Raw genomic sequence first — 17,716 nt, 5'->3', positions numbered from 1 at the left:
CTTTCCTCAGTAGCCGAATGAGAGTGTGCCAGAGACTGCTTCCTTATCGGTAGCGTCCTTGGGGCGGGGGTGGAGTCCCTCGACGGCGTAGCGCTTCATGAGGATGAACCACACGACACCGAGGATTGCGTAGAGGATGGAGAAGACGCTCATCGACACCAGGACCTGCCAGGCGGGAACAGCGCTGGAGATACCGGCAGATGTCATCATCATGACCGATCCGACGGGATCGCCGCTTTCAAGGCCTGCGATGTTGGGAACAACGACCCAGGGTTGGCGGCCCATTTCGGTGAAGATCCAACCGAAAGAAGCACCGAGGAAGGGCATGGGGATTGATACGAGCGCGAAGATCCCCAGGGCCTTCGACGCGGAAGTCTGTCCCTTACGGGTTGCCCACAGTCCCCACAGCGCGAGTGCCGCGGAGAATGCTGCTGTACCGATCATCAGGCGGAATGTCCAGAAGGTCACCATCTGCGGGGGACGGAAATCGTATTGCTTCGCGTCACCGTAGGTCTTGACAAAATCCTCATTGGAGTTGAGGAGCTCAACCATGCGCTGCTGCTCATCTGCAACACCCTTAACCTCTGCAGAGAAGGAGTTATGAGACATGAAAGCAGCGACACCGGGAACCTGAATGAACTTGGTCGGTTGCTTGCCGTCATCGCCCAAGGGGCAGTCGCCGAACTGTGCAACGGTGAATGCTGCGCCTTGAGTATCGACACAGACACCTTCTGCAGCTGCCATCTTCATGGGCTGAATCTTGACCAGTTCTTGGCCCTGGAAGTGGCCGCTTGCTGCGGTTCCGAGCCCGCCGATGAGGATAACGAGCAGGCCGAAGCGGGCGATCGGACGCCACATAGACGAGGCTTCCTTTGCTCCCTCTTCACCACCGAGGCGCTTGGCGCGGGTCATCCACCAGAATGCGATGCCTGCAACGAAGGTGCCGGCAACAAGCCAAGCAGAGGTGATGACGTGGGAGTACTCCCACACAAGAACGGGGTTTGCGACGACCTTGAGGAAGCCGGCTACTCCGTCGAGCTCTGCACGGCCCGTTTCGGGATTGAAGCGTGCACCGACGGGGTGCTGCATCCAAGAGTTCGCGCCCAAGATCCACAGCGCCGAGAACATCGTGCCAAAGGAAACGAGCCAGATGCAGGCAAGGTGCCATCCCTTGGAAAGGCGGCCCCATCCAAAGATCCACAGACCCAGGAAGGTTGATTCAAGGAAGAAGGCCAGAAGGGCCTCGACTGCGAGCGGAGCGCCGAAGATATCACCGACGTAACGCGAGTACTCCGACCAGTTCATGCCGAATTGGAATTCCTGCACGATACCGGTGGCAACGCCAAGGGCGAAGTTGATCAGGAGCAACTTGCCAAAGAATCGAGTTGCCTGGAGCCATTCCTCTTTACCGGTCTTGTGCCACACGGTCTGCATAATTGCGACCAGGAGTGACAGACCAATGGTGAGAGGAACCAAGACGAAGTGGTAAACGGTCAGGATGCCGAATTGCCATCGTCCCAGTGTCAGCGCATCAAGTGCTGCTGGAGCAAAGGTCATGGTCATATTCCTGTCTCAGGGAAATTGTGTTCAGGGTGTGTCATAAGTTCGTCACGGCTGTGGCAAAACTTTGACGACGTTGTGTCAACAAATATAGTTGCCTACCGTGTTTAATGCCGTTTTTCTGAATAAAACCGCAGCTGTGTCGTTTTATTTAAAGTGATTCTATGGTGACGCGGTGGACATTGAAAGAACCGCCGTGAAAGTGCCCGGGCATGCCCGCAATCCCTATGAGAGAATGGGGGTTGCGAAATGGGTGGAGCGCACTCTCTACTCATCACAGAGCGGCCTGCTTGCAACAGATGAACGCCTGTGGTTGCCAGTTGCAACTTCGATAAGACTTCCGCTTTATTGCGTGTAATACAGACCTAGTAGTGCGAGCTCGGTCAACATACTGACATTGTGAAAGAAGAGGCCATGCCTGAAACCCCAGCAGCAACTCTGCTTTTCCAGGCTCCGACATTCCAGGAACCGACTTTTTCTGCCCCCGCCAATACTTTGCAGAGTGAGACGGAAGAAAAACCCCGTCGTCGCTCGCGTACCCGCGAAGTGAAGGCGGAGGAAACGACCGAAGAATCAACGACGAAGAAGCGTTCGCGTTCGCGAAAGAAGGCTGCAGACGACGATGCCTCCTCAGAGGCCGCTCAGCCAAAGCGCCGACGCTCTCGGCGTAAAGATCAGGACGAAGAAGCTTCCGAGGTTGTCGAGAAAGAACAGCCAGCACCTGCTAGTGAGGCTGCTGACGGCGCGGATAACTCTGAAAATGGTGAAGAGACGACGCGCCGTCGTCGCCGCCGTCGCGTTCGCGCCTCTGAAGCTCAAGAGGGAGCTGACGAAGTTCAAGCACTCAAGGGTTCAACCCGCCTCGAGGCCAAGAAGCAGCGCCGCAAGGAAGGGCGTCGTGAGGGACGTCGTCACCACCGCATTACCGAATCTGAATTCCTGGCTCGACGTGAGTCTGTGAATCGTAAGATGGTGATTCGTGGCCAAGATGGTCTAGATCAGATCGCAATTATTGAAGACGATCTTCTGGTCGAGCACTATGTTGCGCGCCGTACTCAAAAGACGGCGGTTGGCAATATCTATATGGGGCGCGTTCAAAACGTTCTGCCTTCGATGGAAGCTGCCTTCGTTGATATTGGTAAGGGACGAAATGCTGTCCTTTATGCCGGTGAAGTGAATTGGGACGCTGTCGGTCTTGAAGGAAAGCCTCGCCGCATTGAATCTGCCTTGAAATCCGGTGACCCGGTCCTCGTTCAGGTCACAAAGGATCCGATCGGCCACAAGGGTGCGCGTCTGACCAGTCAGATTACTTTGGCTGGACGCTATCTTGTCTTGATTCCCGGTGGCTCCATGATGGGCATTTCACGAAAGCTTCCTGAGCGTGAGCGCATCCGTTTGAAGAAGATCCTTAAGCAGGTTGTCCCTGATTCTGCCGGCGTTATTGTGCGTACCGCAGCTGAAGGGGCAACGGAAGAACAAATTCGCGATGATGTTCGCCGTTTGACTAAGCAGTGGGACGATATTGAATCCAAGCTTTCTTCGACGAAGAATGCCCCGGTTTTGCTGCGCGGCGAGCCTGAACTTGCGGTTCGTGTTGTCCGTGACATCTTCAATGAAGACTTTGCAGAGCTCATCATTGAAGGTAGCGAGACCTATGAAACGGTCAAGGCTTACGTTGATGAGCTCTCTCCAGAGCTTTCTGATCGCGTGACCAAGTGGGTTGGAACAGAAGATGTTTTCCATGCCTACCGCGTGGATGAGCAGCTTGCCAAGGGAATGGACCGCAAGGTCTGGTTGCCCAGTGGTGGCACGCTCATCATCGATCGCACCGAAGCCATGACCGTCATCGACGTCAACACCGGTAAGTTCATCGGTGCGGGCGGAACTTTGGAAGAGACGGTTACCCGAAATAATCTCGAGGCCGCCGAAGAGATTGTCCGTCAGCTTCGTCTGCGCGATATCGGCGGAATTGTCATTATCGACTTCGTTGACATGGTTTTGGAGTCGAACCGTGATCTTGTTCTTCGTCGTCTGGTTGAGTGCTTGGGCCGAGATCGCACACGTCATCAAGTCACTGAAATCACGTCACTGGGTCTGGTTCAGATGACCCGTAAGCGTGTCGGTGAGGGGCTGGTTGAGGCATTCTCTACCACCTGTGAGGCTTGCGAGGGCCGCGGATTCATTGTCCATCACCACCCGGTAGAGATTCAGGGTGCGGCTGAGGAAGCCCCGAAGCGTCAGAAGAAGTCTCAAAATCGTACGCGTGTTGAGGATAGCCCTGAGCATGAGCGAGCTCGTGAGGCGATGACTGCAATCGCAGCTGCAAGCAGTCGTGAGGAATCAGCTCAGTCTGCTCACCAAGACGATGAAGCGCAAGTTTCGGATGAAAAGTCCGAATCTGCACAGCAGGGTGCGTCGCAGCAGCGAGAGGCTGTGCGCGAGGCCTCGACAGAGATAAAACGCCAGCGTCGTTCACGCAGGGTCACGCGTCCCCAGGAAGATGGTCCTGCTACCCGTGGGGGAGAAGCTGATTCCGAGTCTCAGGATGCCCCCACAGCTGCGCCCGAACAAACCCAGCTGCAATCTGCAGCGGTTCGTGACGAAGCTTCGACCCCCGAGAAGGCTACTAAGCCGCCTCGTCCTGCGCGTTCACGTCGACGTCGCGCGGTGAGTGAGGCGAGTGAACCCACTCGGGTCCATATTGATCTTCCGGAGCCAGCTGCACCCGTTGCTGCAACCCATACGACGCAAGAGATTGTGATCAGCGTTCCCCCGCGGAGTGAAGAAACAGCTCCTGTAAAGCGCTCTCGCCGGCGCCGGGTTGCCGTGAGTGAACCCGCAGCACCCCCGGTTGAAGGGTGACAGTGCCCAAGCACACACCCAAAAAACGAAGAAAATCCCTCTAGCGGTTTGCTTCAGTCGGGGTTTTCAGCTAAATTTGATCGTCGGCGCAACGAGCGCCAACGGGCTTAGTGTTTCTTGATGAGGAACGTTGTTCGAACGTGGAAGCCTAGCCCGTCCAAGTTTCGAGAAGAGATGAGCTTCAACGTGGTCTACGCGATCGTCAAGGCCGGCGGCCGGCAGGAAAAGGTGTCCGTCGGTGACGTCGTCGTCGTCGACAAGCTGGCAGAAGAAATTGGTGCCAGCATCGAACTCCAGCCTTTGATGCTGGTCGATGGCGATGCAATCACCGTCGAACCCAGCGCACTGGAGAAGGTCACGGTCAAGGCAGAGGTTGTTGACTCTGCTAAGGGCCCGAAGATCTCCATTATTAAGTACAAGAACAAGACCGGTTACCGTAAGCGTCAGGGCCATCGCCAGAAGCTCTCGGTTGTCAAGATCACTGAGATCGCCTGAACCGTTCGATATAGAAAGTAGACGTCGAGATGGCACATAAGAAGGGCCTTGGCTCCTCCCGCAACGGCCGCGACTCGAACGCCCAGCGACTGGGCGTCAAGCGCTACGGCGGCCAGCTGGTAAACGCCGGCGAAATTATCGTTCGTCAGCGCGGCACCCACTTCCACCCCGGTGAGGGCGTTGGTCGTGGCAAGGACGACACCCTCTTCGCGCTGCGCGCGGGTGCGGTTGAGTTCGCAACCCGTCGTGACCGTAGGGTTGTCAACATCGTTGAGCCGGTCTCTGCCTGAGACCGACCGCTGATTGGGGGCGTCCGGCACAAGGCCGGATGCCCCTTTTCACTATCCTGATTCGCGCTGGCGCGCACTGGCCAAGACTGGAGACCACAGTGGCAAGCTTTGTCGATCGAGTAACGATTTTCGCCCAGGGAGGCAATGGCGGCCATGGCGTTGCCTCGGTGAAACGCGAAAAGTTTAAGCCGCTGGGAGGACCTGACGGTGGAAACGGTGGCAATGGTGGCTCTGTCATCCTTCAAGTCGACCCCCAGGTCACGACTCTGCTGACCTACCACCGGAACCCGCATCAGCGCGCGGAAAATGGAACCCAGGGCATGGGTGACTTCCGTCAGGGAAAAAATGGTGCGGACACAATTCTTCCTGTCCCGGATGGCACCGTTGTGAAGTCGACTCGCGGTGAGCTCCTTGCTGACCTTACGGGGGTTGGAGCTCAATTTGTCGTAGCCGAAGGTGGCCGCGGTGGTTTGGGGAATGCTGCCCTCGCCTCGAAGAAGCGTAAGGCTCCCGGTTTTGCTCTTCTGGGCGAACCCGGTGAAGAACACAATGTTGTTCTGGAGTTGAAGTCTGTTGCAGATGTTGCCCTTGTTGGATATCCCTCGGCTGGAAAGTCATCGTTAATCGCTGCGATGTCTGCAGCGCGTCCAAAGATTGCCGACTACCCCTTCACAACCCTCGTTCCCAACTTAGGCGTTGTCCAAGCTGGAGAAGCACGCTTCACCGTTGCTGATGTTCCCGGACTCATTCCCGGTGCTTCTGCAGGCAAGGGACTCGGTCTAGATTTTCTGCGCCATATCGAGCGTTGCGCAGTTATTGTGCACGTCTTGGATACTGCGACTTTTGAGGTCGATCGAGATCCGGTTTCCGACCTGCGGACGATTGAAGCAGAACTAGCTGCATACGAAGGCGATCTAGGCGAGATTGAGGGCTATGTTCCCCTGATGCAGCGTCCTCGTGTGATCGCGCTGAACAAGATCGATATTCCTGACGGCAAGGACTTGGCGGAGATTACCAAGCCTGAGCTTGAGGTCTTTGGTTGGCCGATTTTTGAGGTCTCAGCAGTAAGCCACGAAGGCCTGAAGGAATTTTCATTTGCGCTTGCTCGCCTTGTCGATGAACATCGAGCACAACTGCCCGCTCTCGAAGCGGCACGTACGGTTCTTCGGCCTCGACCGGTGGGAAGCAAGGATGAGATTAGCGTCCGCGTTGTCGAACACGCGGGGGAGACCGTTTACCAGGTGCGTGGGCGCAAACCCGAGCGTTGGGTGCTCCAGACCGACTTCTCCAACGACGAGGCCGTGGGTTACCTTGCCGATCGCCTTGCCGGTGCCGGTGTAGAAGAAGAACTGATGAAGGCGGGAGCTCACGCTGGCGATACCGTCGTTATCGGAACTCTTCACGACGGCGTTATTTTTGATTGGGAGCCTACCTTGACGACCGGTCCTGAGCTGCTTGGACAGCGAGGAACTGACCTGCGTCTGGACCGAAACGAGCGGCGTACAACAAGTGAACGTCGCGAACGCTATCGCGACATGATGGACGCGAAGTCAGCGGCTCGTGAAGAACTGTGGACCGAAAGGGCCAGTGGTGTCTGGACCGATCCGGAGGATGAACGCTAAATGTCCCCAAGGGGTAGTGCGGTGCAACAGGCGCGTCGCATCGTTGTGAAAATCGGCTCCTCATCGCTCACGCGTGAGGATGGCGGGCTTGATCTGAATCGCATTGATTCCGTTGCAAGGCTGGTTTCGGCGAAGGCAAGGCGAGGATGCGAGATTCTCATTGTTTCTTCGGGAGCTGTCGCTGCCGGTTTGGAGCCCCTCGGACTGAGTGCGCGCCCGAAGGACCTTGCAAGTGTGCAGGCTGCTGCGGCGATGGGACAGGGATACCTGATGGCTCGCTGGTCCTCAGCTTTCCAGGCTCACCATCTACACGTTGCGCAGGTGCTGCTGACCGCTGCGGATGTGATGCAGCGTGAACACTACACGAACGCGATGTCTGCGCTGGATAAACTTCTTGCCTACGGTGTTGTGCCGATCATTAATGAAAATGATGCGGTCACGACCCGTGAGGTACGTTTCGGTGATAATGACCGGCTGGCCTCGTATGTCGCGCAAATGGTGGGTGCGGATATCTTGATTCTGCTGACCGACGTCGATGGGCTCTATACAGCTCCTCCTTCGCAGCCCGATGCTCGTTTAATTTCTGAAGTTCACGCGACCGATGAACTCAGCAACGTTGATGTCAGGGGAGCGGGCTCGTCGGTGGGCACTGGAGGCATGGCAACGAAGCTACATGCAGCTAGCATGGCGCAACATGCCGGCATCGGAGTTGTTCTTACCAGTGCTGATCGTTTGAGCGAGGCTCTCAGCGGCGAAGCAGTTGGTACGTGGTTTGAACCCACGCGTCATCGCCCAGCTTCTCGCACGCTTTGGATTGCCCATGTCGCCACCTCTAATGGTCAATTACTCATTGATGCCGGTGCACGCAGAGCAATTACCCATGGGAAGAAATCCCTTCTTCCCGCGGGTATTAGAGAGGTCTTGGGTGTTTTTTCAGCGGGCGATGTTGTCGACATTGCAGATGATAATGGACTGATTGCGCGCGGAATTTCGCGCTACGACTCAGATACACTCGCGCGCATCATTGACTCGCACGAGGGCTCGGAAACGAATAAGCACATGCGCCCAGCGGTTCACCGCGATGATCTAGCCCTTCTGGTTCGGGAGTAGAACATGAGTAATGATCTGGATATTTTCGAGTTGACTGACCGTGCGAAGCGGGCGCAGCGAGCGCTGGCAACGTCGACTACCGCGCAGCGCAACGGCATTCTCCTGGCGATTTCTCGCGCAATCGTCGACCACTGTGAGCAGATCCTTCATGCGAATGCGCAGGACTGCCAGCGTGCCGAAGAACGCGGTATGGCTGCTGGTCTTATTGACCGTCTCCGACTTGATGAATCCCGTATTCGCGCGATTTCCAGCGCGGTACTTGACGTTATTGCTCTTGAGGACCCCGTTGGTACCGTGATCCGTGGCGGTCGTACAGACGATGGTCTTCGTGTTACTCAGCTTCGAGTTCCCATGGGTGTTATTGGGATGATTTATGAGGCTCGTCCGAATGTCACTGTCGACGCCTCGATCCTGTGTTTGAAAGCCGGAAATGCGGTGATCCTTCGTGGTGGAAGCGCAGCGCAGAATACCAACGAGACTCTTGTTGAGGTTATTCGTTCGGCCATTGATTCCCTTGGTTTTTCAGCTGATCTTGTCCAAACAGTTGATCCCTGGGGGAGGGATGGGGCACGTGCCATGATGCGCGCACGCGGAGGTATTGATGTTTTGATTCCGCGCGGTGGCGAAGGCCTGATCCGTGCAGTGGTGGAAGAATCGACCGTTCCTGTTATCGAAACGGGAACGGGAAACTGCCATGTCTATGTTGATTCGGGGGCAGACGTTGATGCGGCGCTGCGAATCATTATCAACGCGAAAACTCAAAGGGTGGGGGTCTGTAACGCAGCTGAAACCCTTCTTGTCCACCGCGATATGGTTCATAATTTCCTCCCTCAAGCTTTGGCGGAGCTTACTCGTCTTGGAGTGCGCATTCATGCCGATGCTGCAGCGCGTGAATGTGCCGCGCATGTGAGTAGCGTTGATCAGAATTTGATCAGCGAGGCGACAGAGGACGACTGGCGTACCGAATATTTGTCAATGGACCTGGCAGTGAAGGTCGTTGACTCTATTGAAGAAGCGGTTGAACATATTCGTCGCTATTCATCAGGACACACAGAAGCGATTTGTACGGTTTCAATAAGTGCGGCGAACTATTTCCGCTCAAATATTGATAGCGCAGCTATTGCCGTCAATGCCTCGACACGCTTCACTGATGGTGGACAACTTGGATTGGGTGCGGAAATCGGTATATCCACGCAGAAATTACATGCCCGTGGTCCAATGGGATTGGCTGAGCTGACAACCAGCCAGTGGGTTATTGAAGGTGACGGAGCAGTTCGAAAGTAGGGAAGGGAAGCATGCCAACTTTGGACTCGGCCTCGGGAAAACGACGTCGCTCGATCGGAATTATGGGTGGAACCTTCGATCCGATCCACCACGGTCACTTGGTGGCGGCATCTGAAGTTATGGATGTCTTCCAGCTCGACCAGGTGATTTTCGTCCCCACGGCTATGCAACCCTTCAAAGCGGGTCGCAAAGTGACTCCTGCGGAACACCGATATTTGATGACGGTGATCGCGACGGCCTCGAACCCCCGATTCTCAGTTTCGCGAGTCGATATTGATCGAGGCGGGACAACCTATACGATCGATACTCTTCACGATCTGCGAAAAATCTATCCGGATGCGGATTTCTACTTCATCACTGGTGCGGATGCACTGACACAGATCGTCCAGTGGAAAGACGCTGATCTTCTCTTCGAAATTGCGCACTTCATTGGGGTGACACGTCCGGGACACGTGCTTGATGCGAAGAAACTTCCAGCTTCGTCGGTGTCCTTACTGGAGGTGCCCGCAATGGCAATTTCTTCAACCGACTGCCGCAGGCGTGTCGAACGTGGAAAACCGGTGTGGTACCTAGTGCCCGATGGGGTTGTCCAATACATCAACAAATACAGGCTGTATCAGTAGCCCTCATACAGTCGTTCAGTTGCTGGACCATCGTGTCCTTCGGTAGCCGCACGGACCAGAAAATGGCAGACTGAAAACGGCGAAAGGAAAAATGTGGACGTTCAAAGCAAAGACCTGATTAGCAGTGCCCTGCGCGGCGCGGCCAATAAACTCGCGCAGGATCCAGTGTTGATTGACGTTTCACAGCGTCTGGGGATCGCGGAGTCTTTCCTTCTGGTCTCTGCCCCTTCGTCGCGTCAGGTGCGCGCAATCGCTGAGGAAATCATGGATGAGATTGGGCGCGATTACCACATCGTTCCTCAACGCATCGAGGGTCGCAGCGAAGGAACCTGGGTGTTGGCCGACTACGGCGATGTTGTTATTCACGTGATGAGCCAGGAAGACCGCGAGTTTTACGCTCTTGAGCGTTTGTGGTCAGATCAGACAATTACCCGCCTTGAACTTCCTGACGTGGCGCCCGGTGCACGCGTGCGTCCGTTTATGACTCCTTCACAGGTTATTGAGGAGATGAGCGAATGAGTATTGATACTTCTTCCGTTTCTGCCGAGGCCGTTGCTGGGTATTCCCAGATTGCTGGCGCACGGCGGATTGTTTTTCTTCGCCATGGGCAGACCGACTACAACGTCCAGCATCGTTTCCAGGGGATTATTGATATTCCTTTGAACTCGGTTGGTCGTGAGCAGGCTGTCGAAGGCGGTAAGGTTCTGGCTCGCCGGCTTGCCGGTGGAGGTCGAATTGGTGGTCTGAACGCCGATTATGTTTCAGCAACGGCTGTTCGTCTTGTCTCTTCACCTTTGGAACGTGCGTTAAATACTGCTCAGGCATTGGCTGAGGAGCTGAAGACCCTAGGCGTAGATGTGGGGGAGATCGCGGTCGATAAGCGCCTTCTCGAGCGTTCCTACGGCGTTTTTGAAGGTTTGGATTTCGATCATATTGCCGAGCAATACCCCGAGTGGTTGCTTGAGTGGCGTCAGACGGGCGAAAGTGCGGGAGCTGGTGTTGAGCCCGGAGGCACAGTGGGCGATCGCGTTCGCGAGGCCGTGCTTGAGCATGCCGCAGAGGTCCCCGAAGGTGGTACTTTGGTTGCCGTTTCGCATGGCGCTGCTATCGCGCGCGGTGTGATGTCCACGATCGGCTTGGATCCGCGTCATTTTGATTGCATTCGCGGCGTTGACAATGTTCACTGGTCAGAACTTGTTCTTGCCGGTGGCGGCGGTTCTGGTGCCTCGGGTGCGGCCCGTTGGCGTCTGGCTTCACACAATGTTGGGGCTCGCCCGGAGGTCTTTGGGGCGTAGGGGAGCGCAGGTGTGTTTCCTCGCACAGCTCGTTAATTTTGCCTTGGCGGGTATCGTCCGCTATTCTTAACAGGTCCGAGCGAGAAATCGCCGGAACCTACGGGGCTATGGCGCAGTTGGTAGCGCGCTTCCATGGCATGGAAGAGGTCAGGGGTTCGAATCCCCTTAGCTCCACAAAAAGACCGCTGGATGTGTGAACATCCAGCGGATTTTTGTATAGGAAAAGAAGTTAAATACGCGCGGCTACTGATAAGAAGTGATCTCAGGGAGTGCTTCGAATAGAGCGGGAGGGGAGTCGGATCAAATCCGGCTCCCCTCCAACTTTAGGCTAAGCGACGCTTAGTGCACGTCGATTGCTTCCTCAGCTCCTGCCTCGGGAAGGGTAGGCTCACTATCCGTGCGCGCAACCACTCCACGAATCCAGCGGTAGAGGAGGGCAATGCTTCCGATGAAGAAGATCGCGCCGATGAAGGTTGCCGGCGTTGCGAAGGAATCGCCCACGACGGCAAGGGGTTCTTCACTTCCTGTTGCGCCAACAATACCCGCGTAGATCACGCCAAAGAGGCTTTCGCCGACGATCAAGCCGGTTGCTAGGAGTGTACCCATACGGCGAGCACGCTCGGGATCCTTGCGAGTGAGCGACCAACGATCGTAGAAGAAGCCGATGATGCCGCCGACGGGAATCAGAATCGTCAGCGAGGCGGGAAGATACATACCCATGCCCACTGCCAAAGGCGGCAGAGCAAAACGACGCTTCGTGGTGAGGTTCAAAACCTCGTCAATGATGACGATAACAATGCCGATGATGGCTCCCAGACCCAGGAGGCTCCAATTCTGAGTTCCACCGATGACGCCCTTTGCGAGGGCGGAAATCAACGAGGCCTGAGGAGCGGCAAGCGCGTCAGCGCCGGCGTTGGGAGCTCCCTGGAAACCGAAGGCATTCTGCATAAGGTTCAAAACCGGAGGAATGACAAGCGCGCCAAAAACAACACCGATGACCAAAGCCACCTGCTGCTTCCACGGGGTTGCGTTTACCAGCTGACCGGTCTTGAGGTCCTGCAGGTTATCGTTCGAGATCGTCGCAATACAGAAGACAATCGCTGCGGTAAAGAGCGTGTAGGCAATTAGGGCTGTTGTCTCTGCAGCAGAGGAGCCGTGACCGTGAACCGCAACAATCGCCAGCGCAGTGAGGACGACAACCAAAATGCCCACGCCGGATACGGGGCTATTGGATGAACCGATGAGGCCGGCCATGTAACCACAGACCGCTGCGACCAGAAGGCCTGCAAGAAGGGTGAAGATCACCGAAACAGCGATGAGCATTGCTGTGTTATGTGCGATTTCCGTGCCGTTTGTAAACAGCCAGAGCAGGCCGCCCACGGGGATCATTGACAGCACAATCACCAGTGCGACAACCGTGATCGGGATGTCACGTTCGGTCTGAGGAACCTCGCCACCATCGTGACGGGTGTGTGAGGAGCGCATTGCATCGCGGATTCCCTTGACGATCGGAGAAATGATCTTGATAAGGGTCCAGATTGCGGCAACAGCCATGACACCTGCACCGATATAACGTACTTGGGTGGAAAAGACTGTATCGACGACATCAGACAATGCCGATCCATCAAGCTGGCCGGCGCTGAAGTAGGGAATCAGGATGAAGTAGGAAACGAACATGCCGATGAGCATCGCGATGCCAACAGTCAATCCAACAAGGTGCCCAACGCCGATCAGGGCAAGCGACAGGGAAGTGCCAATCGAGGTTGCTCCAGCTCCGAGCTTAAACGTTGCGGAAATCGATGAGGATGCAACCTTCATGTAGGACAGCAAAGACATCGCTGCTGAGCAAATCGAACCCCAGATAATTGCGTGGAGGCCAAGAGTGTTATCGTCTGACTTCTCGTGTGCATCGCCGACTTTGAGGATTTCGGCTCCTGCGACACCTTCGGGGTAGGGCAGATCAGATCCGGTTACCAGCGCTCGGCGCAGCGGGATCGAGTACATAACGCCTAGAAGGCCACCGACTGCGCAAACGGCCATTGTCGTCCAGTAGGGGAAGCCGCTCCACCAGCCGACAATGACCAAGCCGGGGAGGATGAAGATTACTGCGGAAAGAGTTCCTGCAGCAGATGCAATCGTTTGGACGATGTTGTTTTCTTGGATGGTGTGATCGGCAAAAAACCGTAGAATTGCCATCGAGATGACGGCTGCAGGGATCGAGGTTGCGAAGGTTAATCCGACTTTCAATCCGAGGTAAACGTTTGCCGCGGTGAACAATAGGGTGATAATTCCACCAATAATAATGCCGCGGAAGGTTAATTCCTTTAGTGACGAGCGAGTGCTCGTTGTAGGCGTAGACACGTGAATCCTTTCCGTGTGCTGACGGTGGGTGTGGTCGCTAATGCGGCCATCTCTCGGTCAGACTAGTGATTACAAGTCTAATCTCCTTATGAAAACTAAGTTCAATGCATGGTCACAATTTGGGAAAATTTTGTAAATACTGGGGATAATGAAATGAAGAACACACAGCGATGATGACTGAACGGCGAAAATCGTATTCCAGAGCCGCAGTCTCGACGTCTCTTGCCTTCCTTGGCATCGTCGTCATGAGTATGACCATGCGTTCCGGGGCAACATCAATTGGACCGTTACTTGGGCATATATCGCAGGCCTATCACGCGGGCGCGGGTGCACTGGGAGTTCTTTCTGCTCTTCCCTGTTTGGTTTTTGCAGGTGTTGGTCTGATGGCCGTCCCCATGTCGAAGCGCTGGGGAATGAGTATGCTCCTCACGCTTGGGACATTCATCAGTGGGCTTGGTTTGCTTTTTCGTCCCTGGGCTGGGAACTTTACTTTCTTCTGTGTCCTCAGTGTTGTTGCTCTCGTTGGGCCCGCGCTGGCTAATGTCTTGGTTCCCGCGTGGATTAAGTTCCACGAGGCCGGGAGGGGGACCCTGCTTGTAACTGCCTATGGGACGCTCCTTTTAATCGGCGGTGCCTTTGGCTCAGCTCTTGCTGTTCCTCTTGCTGGCAGGGATGGCCGTTATTGGCAGTATTCTCTGGCAGCTTGGGTTGTCTTTGCCTTCTTGGCAGGTCTGGTGTGGATCAGGGTTACAGTGCGTGCAGGCAAGGATCGCCCTGATGGCGCAGCGGTGCGGGTAGTGCATGAATCGCTCTCGGACGATAAACCTCAAAATCAGGAAGATTCTCTGCGAGTTTCGACCTCGAGATTGCCAATCTACCGCTCGCGAACAGCTATTGCTCTGGTTCTTGGATTTGGGCTGCAATCACTCAACGCCTATGTGCAATTTGCCTTCCTTCCTCAAATTCTGATGAATTCCGGGTACTCTGCATCCTTTGCTTCTCTCATGGCGGCGCTGGTCAATTTGTGGGCGGTTGTTGGCGGACTGGTGATTCCCTTCATGATTGATACCGTTGGAACGCATATTCCATGGCTCGCTGCATTCTTGGGTCTTCTTGCCTTCAGCGGTTGGATTGGACTTGCAGCGTTCCCCGGGAGCTATGCACTGATCTGGGTATCACTCTTAGCAATCGGCGGTTTTACCTTCCCACTGATTTTGGCGCTCATTCCCGCACGCTCTCGCGATGCCGCAGTGACTGCGGATCTGTCGGCCTTGGTTCAGCCGATCGGCTATATCATCGCTGCAGTTGGACCGATTGGTTTTGGTCTTTTGCTTCAGTCGCTTGGGAATCAAACCATTCCATTGATTGCCATGTCCGTAACCGGTTTACTCATGGGCGTAGCAACCTTTGTTGGTGCCGGAACGGGAATGATCGATGATGAGCTTGAAGTCTAAATTCGTATAAAACAAAGTGGGGGTTGGTTCACGTAGAACCAACCCCCACTTATATCGCTTATATCAGTTCAGGTCTGCAGCCTGAGCGTTCAGCATGCGCTCAGTGGTCGAAATCTGCTCGCGGAGCAGGCGAAGCAATGCAGCTGATGCCGTCCGGTGGTTGAAGATCCACTCGTTTCCCTTGGCGATCGGATCGATACCCTGGGTGTATCCCGCAATGGCCTTGGGGAACATCAAGGTCACAATATCTTCAGCGATGTGGAAGGTGTGATCCCTCCAGATCTGCTCAAGAGAATCGAAGTAGTCGGCAACCACCGGGACATACATGTCGGGGTTCGTTCGCGCCTGGGCCCAGAAGCCTGAAACCATCGCCCAACGGGTGTCATTGGGAATGGACAGATCGCGAAGAACAGCATCCCATGTCTGCTGCTTGACACCCTGATCGGGCACTGCGGCTCGCGCAGCGGCGGCCTTCTGGTGACCCGTCATCGTGTCGTCTTCGCTCTCGAGGGCTGCGATCTCGGCCTCGCCGGCAACGCCTCCGCGTACCAGAGCAATGAGAAGAGCCCAGCGCAGGTCAACGTCCAGATCCAGGCCCATCAGGGTCTGGGTTCCGTCGTAGAGTCCCTGAATGGCCTCGAAGTGCTCGGGGAGAACAGCGCAGTGCGCAAGCTCGCGCACAAAAAGCTGTTGTTCGTCGGAGTGGGCCGCCGCGGTACGCGCAAGGATAAGCAAAGCTGAAGCAACGCGCTCTTGCAGAGCAGCACGCTTCGAAGGCGCGACGTAGGTTTCCAGTGCCTGGTCAAGGTGACGCAGGTAAAGACGCAGCATGGTCGCATTGCGCTCAACAGGCAGAGCGGTGAGCAACAGCGTGAGGTAGTTGTGTGCGGGCATCTCACCATCGCGGGTCATGTCCCAAGCCGAGGCCATGATCACGCCGCGAGTCAAGGAATCCTCGAAGCGTGAGATATTGCGGATTGCAAAGTCAAGAGACTGCGGATCCAAGCGAACCTTTGCGTAGGCCAGATCTTGGTCGTTAATGAGGATGAGATCAGGGCGTGCGATTCCCTGAGCCTCTTCGACGATGGTCGAGGCGCCATCAACATCAAGTTCCTGGCTGAAGACACGAGAGATTGTTCCCTCTTCGTTTGCGCTGTAACCGGAAACAATCAAGCGGTGAGGACGCAGAGATGACCCCTCAGAGAAAGACTCCTGAAGCACAGCAAGCTTGGTGATCGTCCCGTTATCGTCGACCTCAATTTCGGGGCGAAGCAGAGTGATGCCTGCTTCTTCCAGCCAGACTCGCGACCACTGCTTGAGATCGCGGCCCGAGGCCTTTTCAAGTTCGTCAAGAAGATCTGCCAAGGTTGCGTTCTGGTAGGAGTGCTTCGTCAAGTATTCATGCAGGCCTGCGAAGAAGTGCTCGCGGCCAACATAGCTGACTAGCTGGCGGAGAACCGAGGCTCCCTTTGCATAGGTAATACCGTCGAAGTTCACCTCAACATCGGCAAGATCACGGATCTCAGCGGTAATGGGGTGAGTGGTAGGAAGCTGATCCTGGTTCATACCCCAGTCCTTACGGAGCATGAAGCCGGTCCAACCTTCTGTGTATTCGGTTGCCTCAGCCAGAGCCAAGTGGCTCATAAATTCAGCGAAAGACTCATTGAGCCACAGATCGTTCCACCACTGCATGGTGACCAGATCGCCAAACCACATGTGTGCCAGCTCGTGGAGGATCGTGTTGGCACGAGCTTCCAAGTCAGCAGTCGTGGGGCGGGTACGGAAAATGTACTGGTCACGGAAAGTGACACAGCCGGCGTTCTCCATCGCACCCGCGTTGTATTCGGGGACGAAGATCTGGTCGTAGGTCTTGAAGGGGTAAGGAATTCCGTAAGCGGCCTCGAAGAAGGAGAATCCCTGGCGGGTGATTTCGAGGATGCGATCAGAATCCAAGGAGTCGATAAGGGATGCGCGGCACCACACGCCGAGGGGAATTGTGCGGCCATCACTGGAGACTAGGGAATCGGTAACGCCCTGGTAGGGGCCAGCGATAATCGCAGTGATATAGGTTGAGATGCGCTCGGTTTCTTCGAAATGATACGTCCAGCGATCCTCGTGAACCTCAGGCTCGGGGGTAGCCGAGTTCGAGAAGACCTTCCATCCTGCAGGAACGGTGACAGTGAAAGTAAAGGTCGCCTTGAGGTCGGGCTGCTCGAAAGTTGTAAAAACACGGCGGGCATCGGGAACCTCGAACTGCGAGTAGCAGTAGGCCTGTGAATCCGCGGGGTCCACGAAGCGGTGAAGGCCTTCGCCGGTGTGCATGTACTGGCAGTCAGCCTCAACAGTCAAGGTATTGTTGGCTGCAAGGGGAGGAAGGGAAATACGGTTGTCCTGGTGAATCACCGGGTCCAAAGTTTCGCCGTTGAGAACGATCGAATGAACGTTATTCGAGACTAGATCAGCAAAGGTCGCCTCTCCCTCAGTCGCACTGAAGGTAACGGTGGTGCGAGAAAGGAAGTCCCTGTCTCCGCGAGTGAGGTCGAGTTCGACGTCGTAGTGATCAACTGAGATCACTGCTGCGCGCTGCTGTGCTTCTTCGCGCGTCAGGTTCAGGCCAGGCATTGAGTACCTTCCAATTGTGTTGACGATTCACACGCGCATGCTGCGCGTAAACGTGTTTATTTTTGCATGTTTACGCCGATGGTGCGAACCTTGCCGCGCCATCTGTTGCATTGTTGTGACGAAATGAAAACTCAGTTG

General features: G+C 55.4%; 13 protein-coding genes and 1 tRNA gene. 11 read left to right on the top strand and 3 right to left on the bottom strand.

The genetic code is table 11. From position 1 onward, the window contains the following. Positions 1-6: 6 nt before the first annotated feature. Positions 7-1,557 (bottom strand): cytochrome ubiquinol oxidase subunit I, encoded by a 1,551-nt coding sequence (locus KHW85_RS02335; protein ID WP_291458645.1) that lies wholly within the window; start codon positions 1,555-1,557, stop codon positions 7-9. 417 nt (positions 1,558-1,974) lie between these two features. Between KHW85_RS02335 and KHW85_RS02330 the strand changes: the two genes are divergently transcribed. The 10 genes from KHW85_RS02330 to KHW85_RS02285 all read left to right on the top strand — a co-directional run bounded on the left by KHW85_RS02330 (position 1,975) and on the right by KHW85_RS02285 (position 11,315). Next, on the top strand, positions 1,975-4,422 hold the full coding sequence (locus tag KHW85_RS02330) for an Rne/Rng family ribonuclease (protein ID WP_291458644.1): 2,448 nt from the start codon (positions 1,975-1,977) through the stop codon (positions 4,420-4,422). A gap of 174 nt (positions 4,423-4,596) precedes the next feature. After that, positions 4,597-4,917: a 50S ribosomal protein L21 gene (gene rplU, locus KHW85_RS02325; RefSeq protein WP_034251010.1), complete on the top strand. Its 321-nt coding sequence runs from the start codon at positions 4,597-4,599 to the stop codon at positions 4,915-4,917. A gap of 29 nt (positions 4,918-4,946) precedes the next feature. Continuing rightward, positions 4,947-5,207: a 50S ribosomal protein L27 gene (rpmA, locus tag KHW85_RS02320; protein ID WP_009748005.1), complete on the top strand. Its 261-nt coding sequence runs from the start codon at positions 4,947-4,949 to the stop codon at positions 5,205-5,207. Between the two features lie 98 nt (positions 5,208-5,305). Then, the gene (gene obgE, locus KHW85_RS02315; RefSeq protein WP_291458643.1) at positions 5,306-6,829 is read left to right on the top strand and encodes a GTPase ObgE; all 1,524 of its coding nucleotides are present in this window, start codon (positions 5,306-5,308) and stop codon (positions 6,827-6,829) included. Next, complete coding sequence (gene proB / locus KHW85_RS02310) at positions 6,830-7,939, top strand: glutamate 5-kinase (protein WP_291458642.1); 1,110 nt, start codon at positions 6,830-6,832, stop codon at positions 7,937-7,939. It begins immediately after the preceding gene. Between the two features lie 3 nt (positions 7,940-7,942). Further along, the gene (locus KHW85_RS02305; RefSeq protein WP_291458641.1) at positions 7,943-9,223 is read left to right on the top strand and encodes a glutamate-5-semialdehyde dehydrogenase; all 1,281 of its coding nucleotides are present in this window, start codon (positions 7,943-7,945) and stop codon (positions 9,221-9,223) included. A gap of 11 nt (positions 9,224-9,234) precedes the next feature. After that, positions 9,235-9,846, top strand: coding sequence for a nicotinate-nucleotide adenylyltransferase (gene nadD, locus KHW85_RS02300; RefSeq protein ID WP_291458640.1), 612 nt, complete (start codon positions 9,235-9,237; stop codon positions 9,844-9,846). Between the two features lie 93 nt (positions 9,847-9,939). Next, complete coding sequence (gene rsfS, locus KHW85_RS02295) at positions 9,940-10,365, top strand: ribosome silencing factor (RefSeq protein WP_291458639.1); 426 nt, start codon at positions 9,940-9,942, stop codon at positions 10,363-10,365. After that, complete coding sequence (locus KHW85_RS02290) at positions 10,362-11,141, top strand: histidine phosphatase family protein (protein WP_291458638.1); 780 nt, start codon at positions 10,362-10,364, stop codon at positions 11,139-11,141. Before rsfS ends, KHW85_RS02290 begins: the two co-directional genes overlap by 4 nt. A 101-nt stretch (positions 11,142-11,242) precedes the next feature. After that, positions 11,243-11,315 (top strand) — tRNA-Ala (locus tag KHW85_RS02285). A 165-nt stretch (positions 11,316-11,480) separates the two neighbouring features. Here KHW85_RS02285 and KHW85_RS02280 read toward each other — a convergent pair. Further along, the gene (locus tag KHW85_RS02280) at positions 11,481-13,502 is read right to left on the bottom strand and encodes an oligopeptide transporter, OPT family (RefSeq protein WP_291458637.1); all 2,022 of its coding nucleotides are present in this window, start codon (positions 13,500-13,502) and stop codon (positions 11,481-11,483) included. A gap of 173 nt (positions 13,503-13,675) precedes the next feature. Between KHW85_RS02280 and KHW85_RS02275 the strand changes: the two genes are divergently transcribed. Next, entirely contained in the window at positions 13,676-14,956 is a 1,281-nt protein-coding gene (locus KHW85_RS02275; protein WP_291458636.1) for an MFS transporter, read from the top strand. Positions 14,957-15,019: 63 nt separating this feature from the next. Here the strand turns inward: KHW85_RS02275 and pepN are convergent, their stop codons facing one another. Next, entirely contained in the window at positions 15,020-17,578 is a 2,559-nt protein-coding gene (gene pepN, locus KHW85_RS02270) for an aminopeptidase N (RefSeq protein WP_291458635.1), read from the bottom strand. Positions 17,579-17,716 lie beyond the last annotated feature (138 nt).

It is taken from the genome of Actinomyces sp. oral taxon 181, from assembly GCF_018370895.1.
Taxonomy (GTDB): Bacteria; Actinomycetota; Actinomycetes; order Actinomycetales; family Actinomycetaceae; genus Pauljensenia.
This window is presented reverse-complemented; position numbering and strand designations above follow the sequence as displayed.

Coding starts and splice junctions, on each gene's coding strand:
- KHW85_RS02335 (WP_291458645.1), bottom strand. CDS start 1,557: ATGACCTTTGCTCCAGCAGCACTTGATGCGCTGACACTGGGACGATGG.
- KHW85_RS02330 (WP_291458644.1), top strand. CDS start 1,975: ATGCCTGAAACCCCAGCAGCAACTCTGCTTTTCCAGGCTCCGACATTC.
- rplU (WP_034251010.1), top strand. CDS start 4,597: ATGAGCTTCAACGTGGTCTACGCGATCGTCAAGGCCGGCGGCCGGCAG.
- rpmA (WP_009748005.1), top strand. CDS start 4,947: ATGGCACATAAGAAGGGCCTTGGCTCCTCCCGCAACGGCCGCGACTCG.
- proB (WP_291458642.1), top strand. CDS start 6,830: ATGTCCCCAAGGGGTAGTGCGGTGCAACAGGCGCGTCGCATCGTTGTG.
- KHW85_RS02305 (WP_291458641.1), top strand. CDS start 7,943: ATGAGTAATGATCTGGATATTTTCGAGTTGACTGACCGTGCGAAGCGG.
- nadD (WP_291458640.1), top strand. CDS start 9,235: ATGCCAACTTTGGACTCGGCCTCGGGAAAACGACGTCGCTCGATCGGA.
- KHW85_RS02290 (WP_291458638.1), top strand. CDS start 10,362: ATGAGTATTGATACTTCTTCCGTTTCTGCCGAGGCCGTTGCTGGGTAT.
- KHW85_RS02275 (WP_291458636.1), top strand. CDS start 13,676: ATGACTGAACGGCGAAAATCGTATTCCAGAGCCGCAGTCTCGACGTCT.
- pepN (WP_291458635.1), bottom strand. CDS start 17,578: ATGCCTGGCCTGAACCTGACGCGCGAAGAAGCACAGCAGCGCGCAGCA.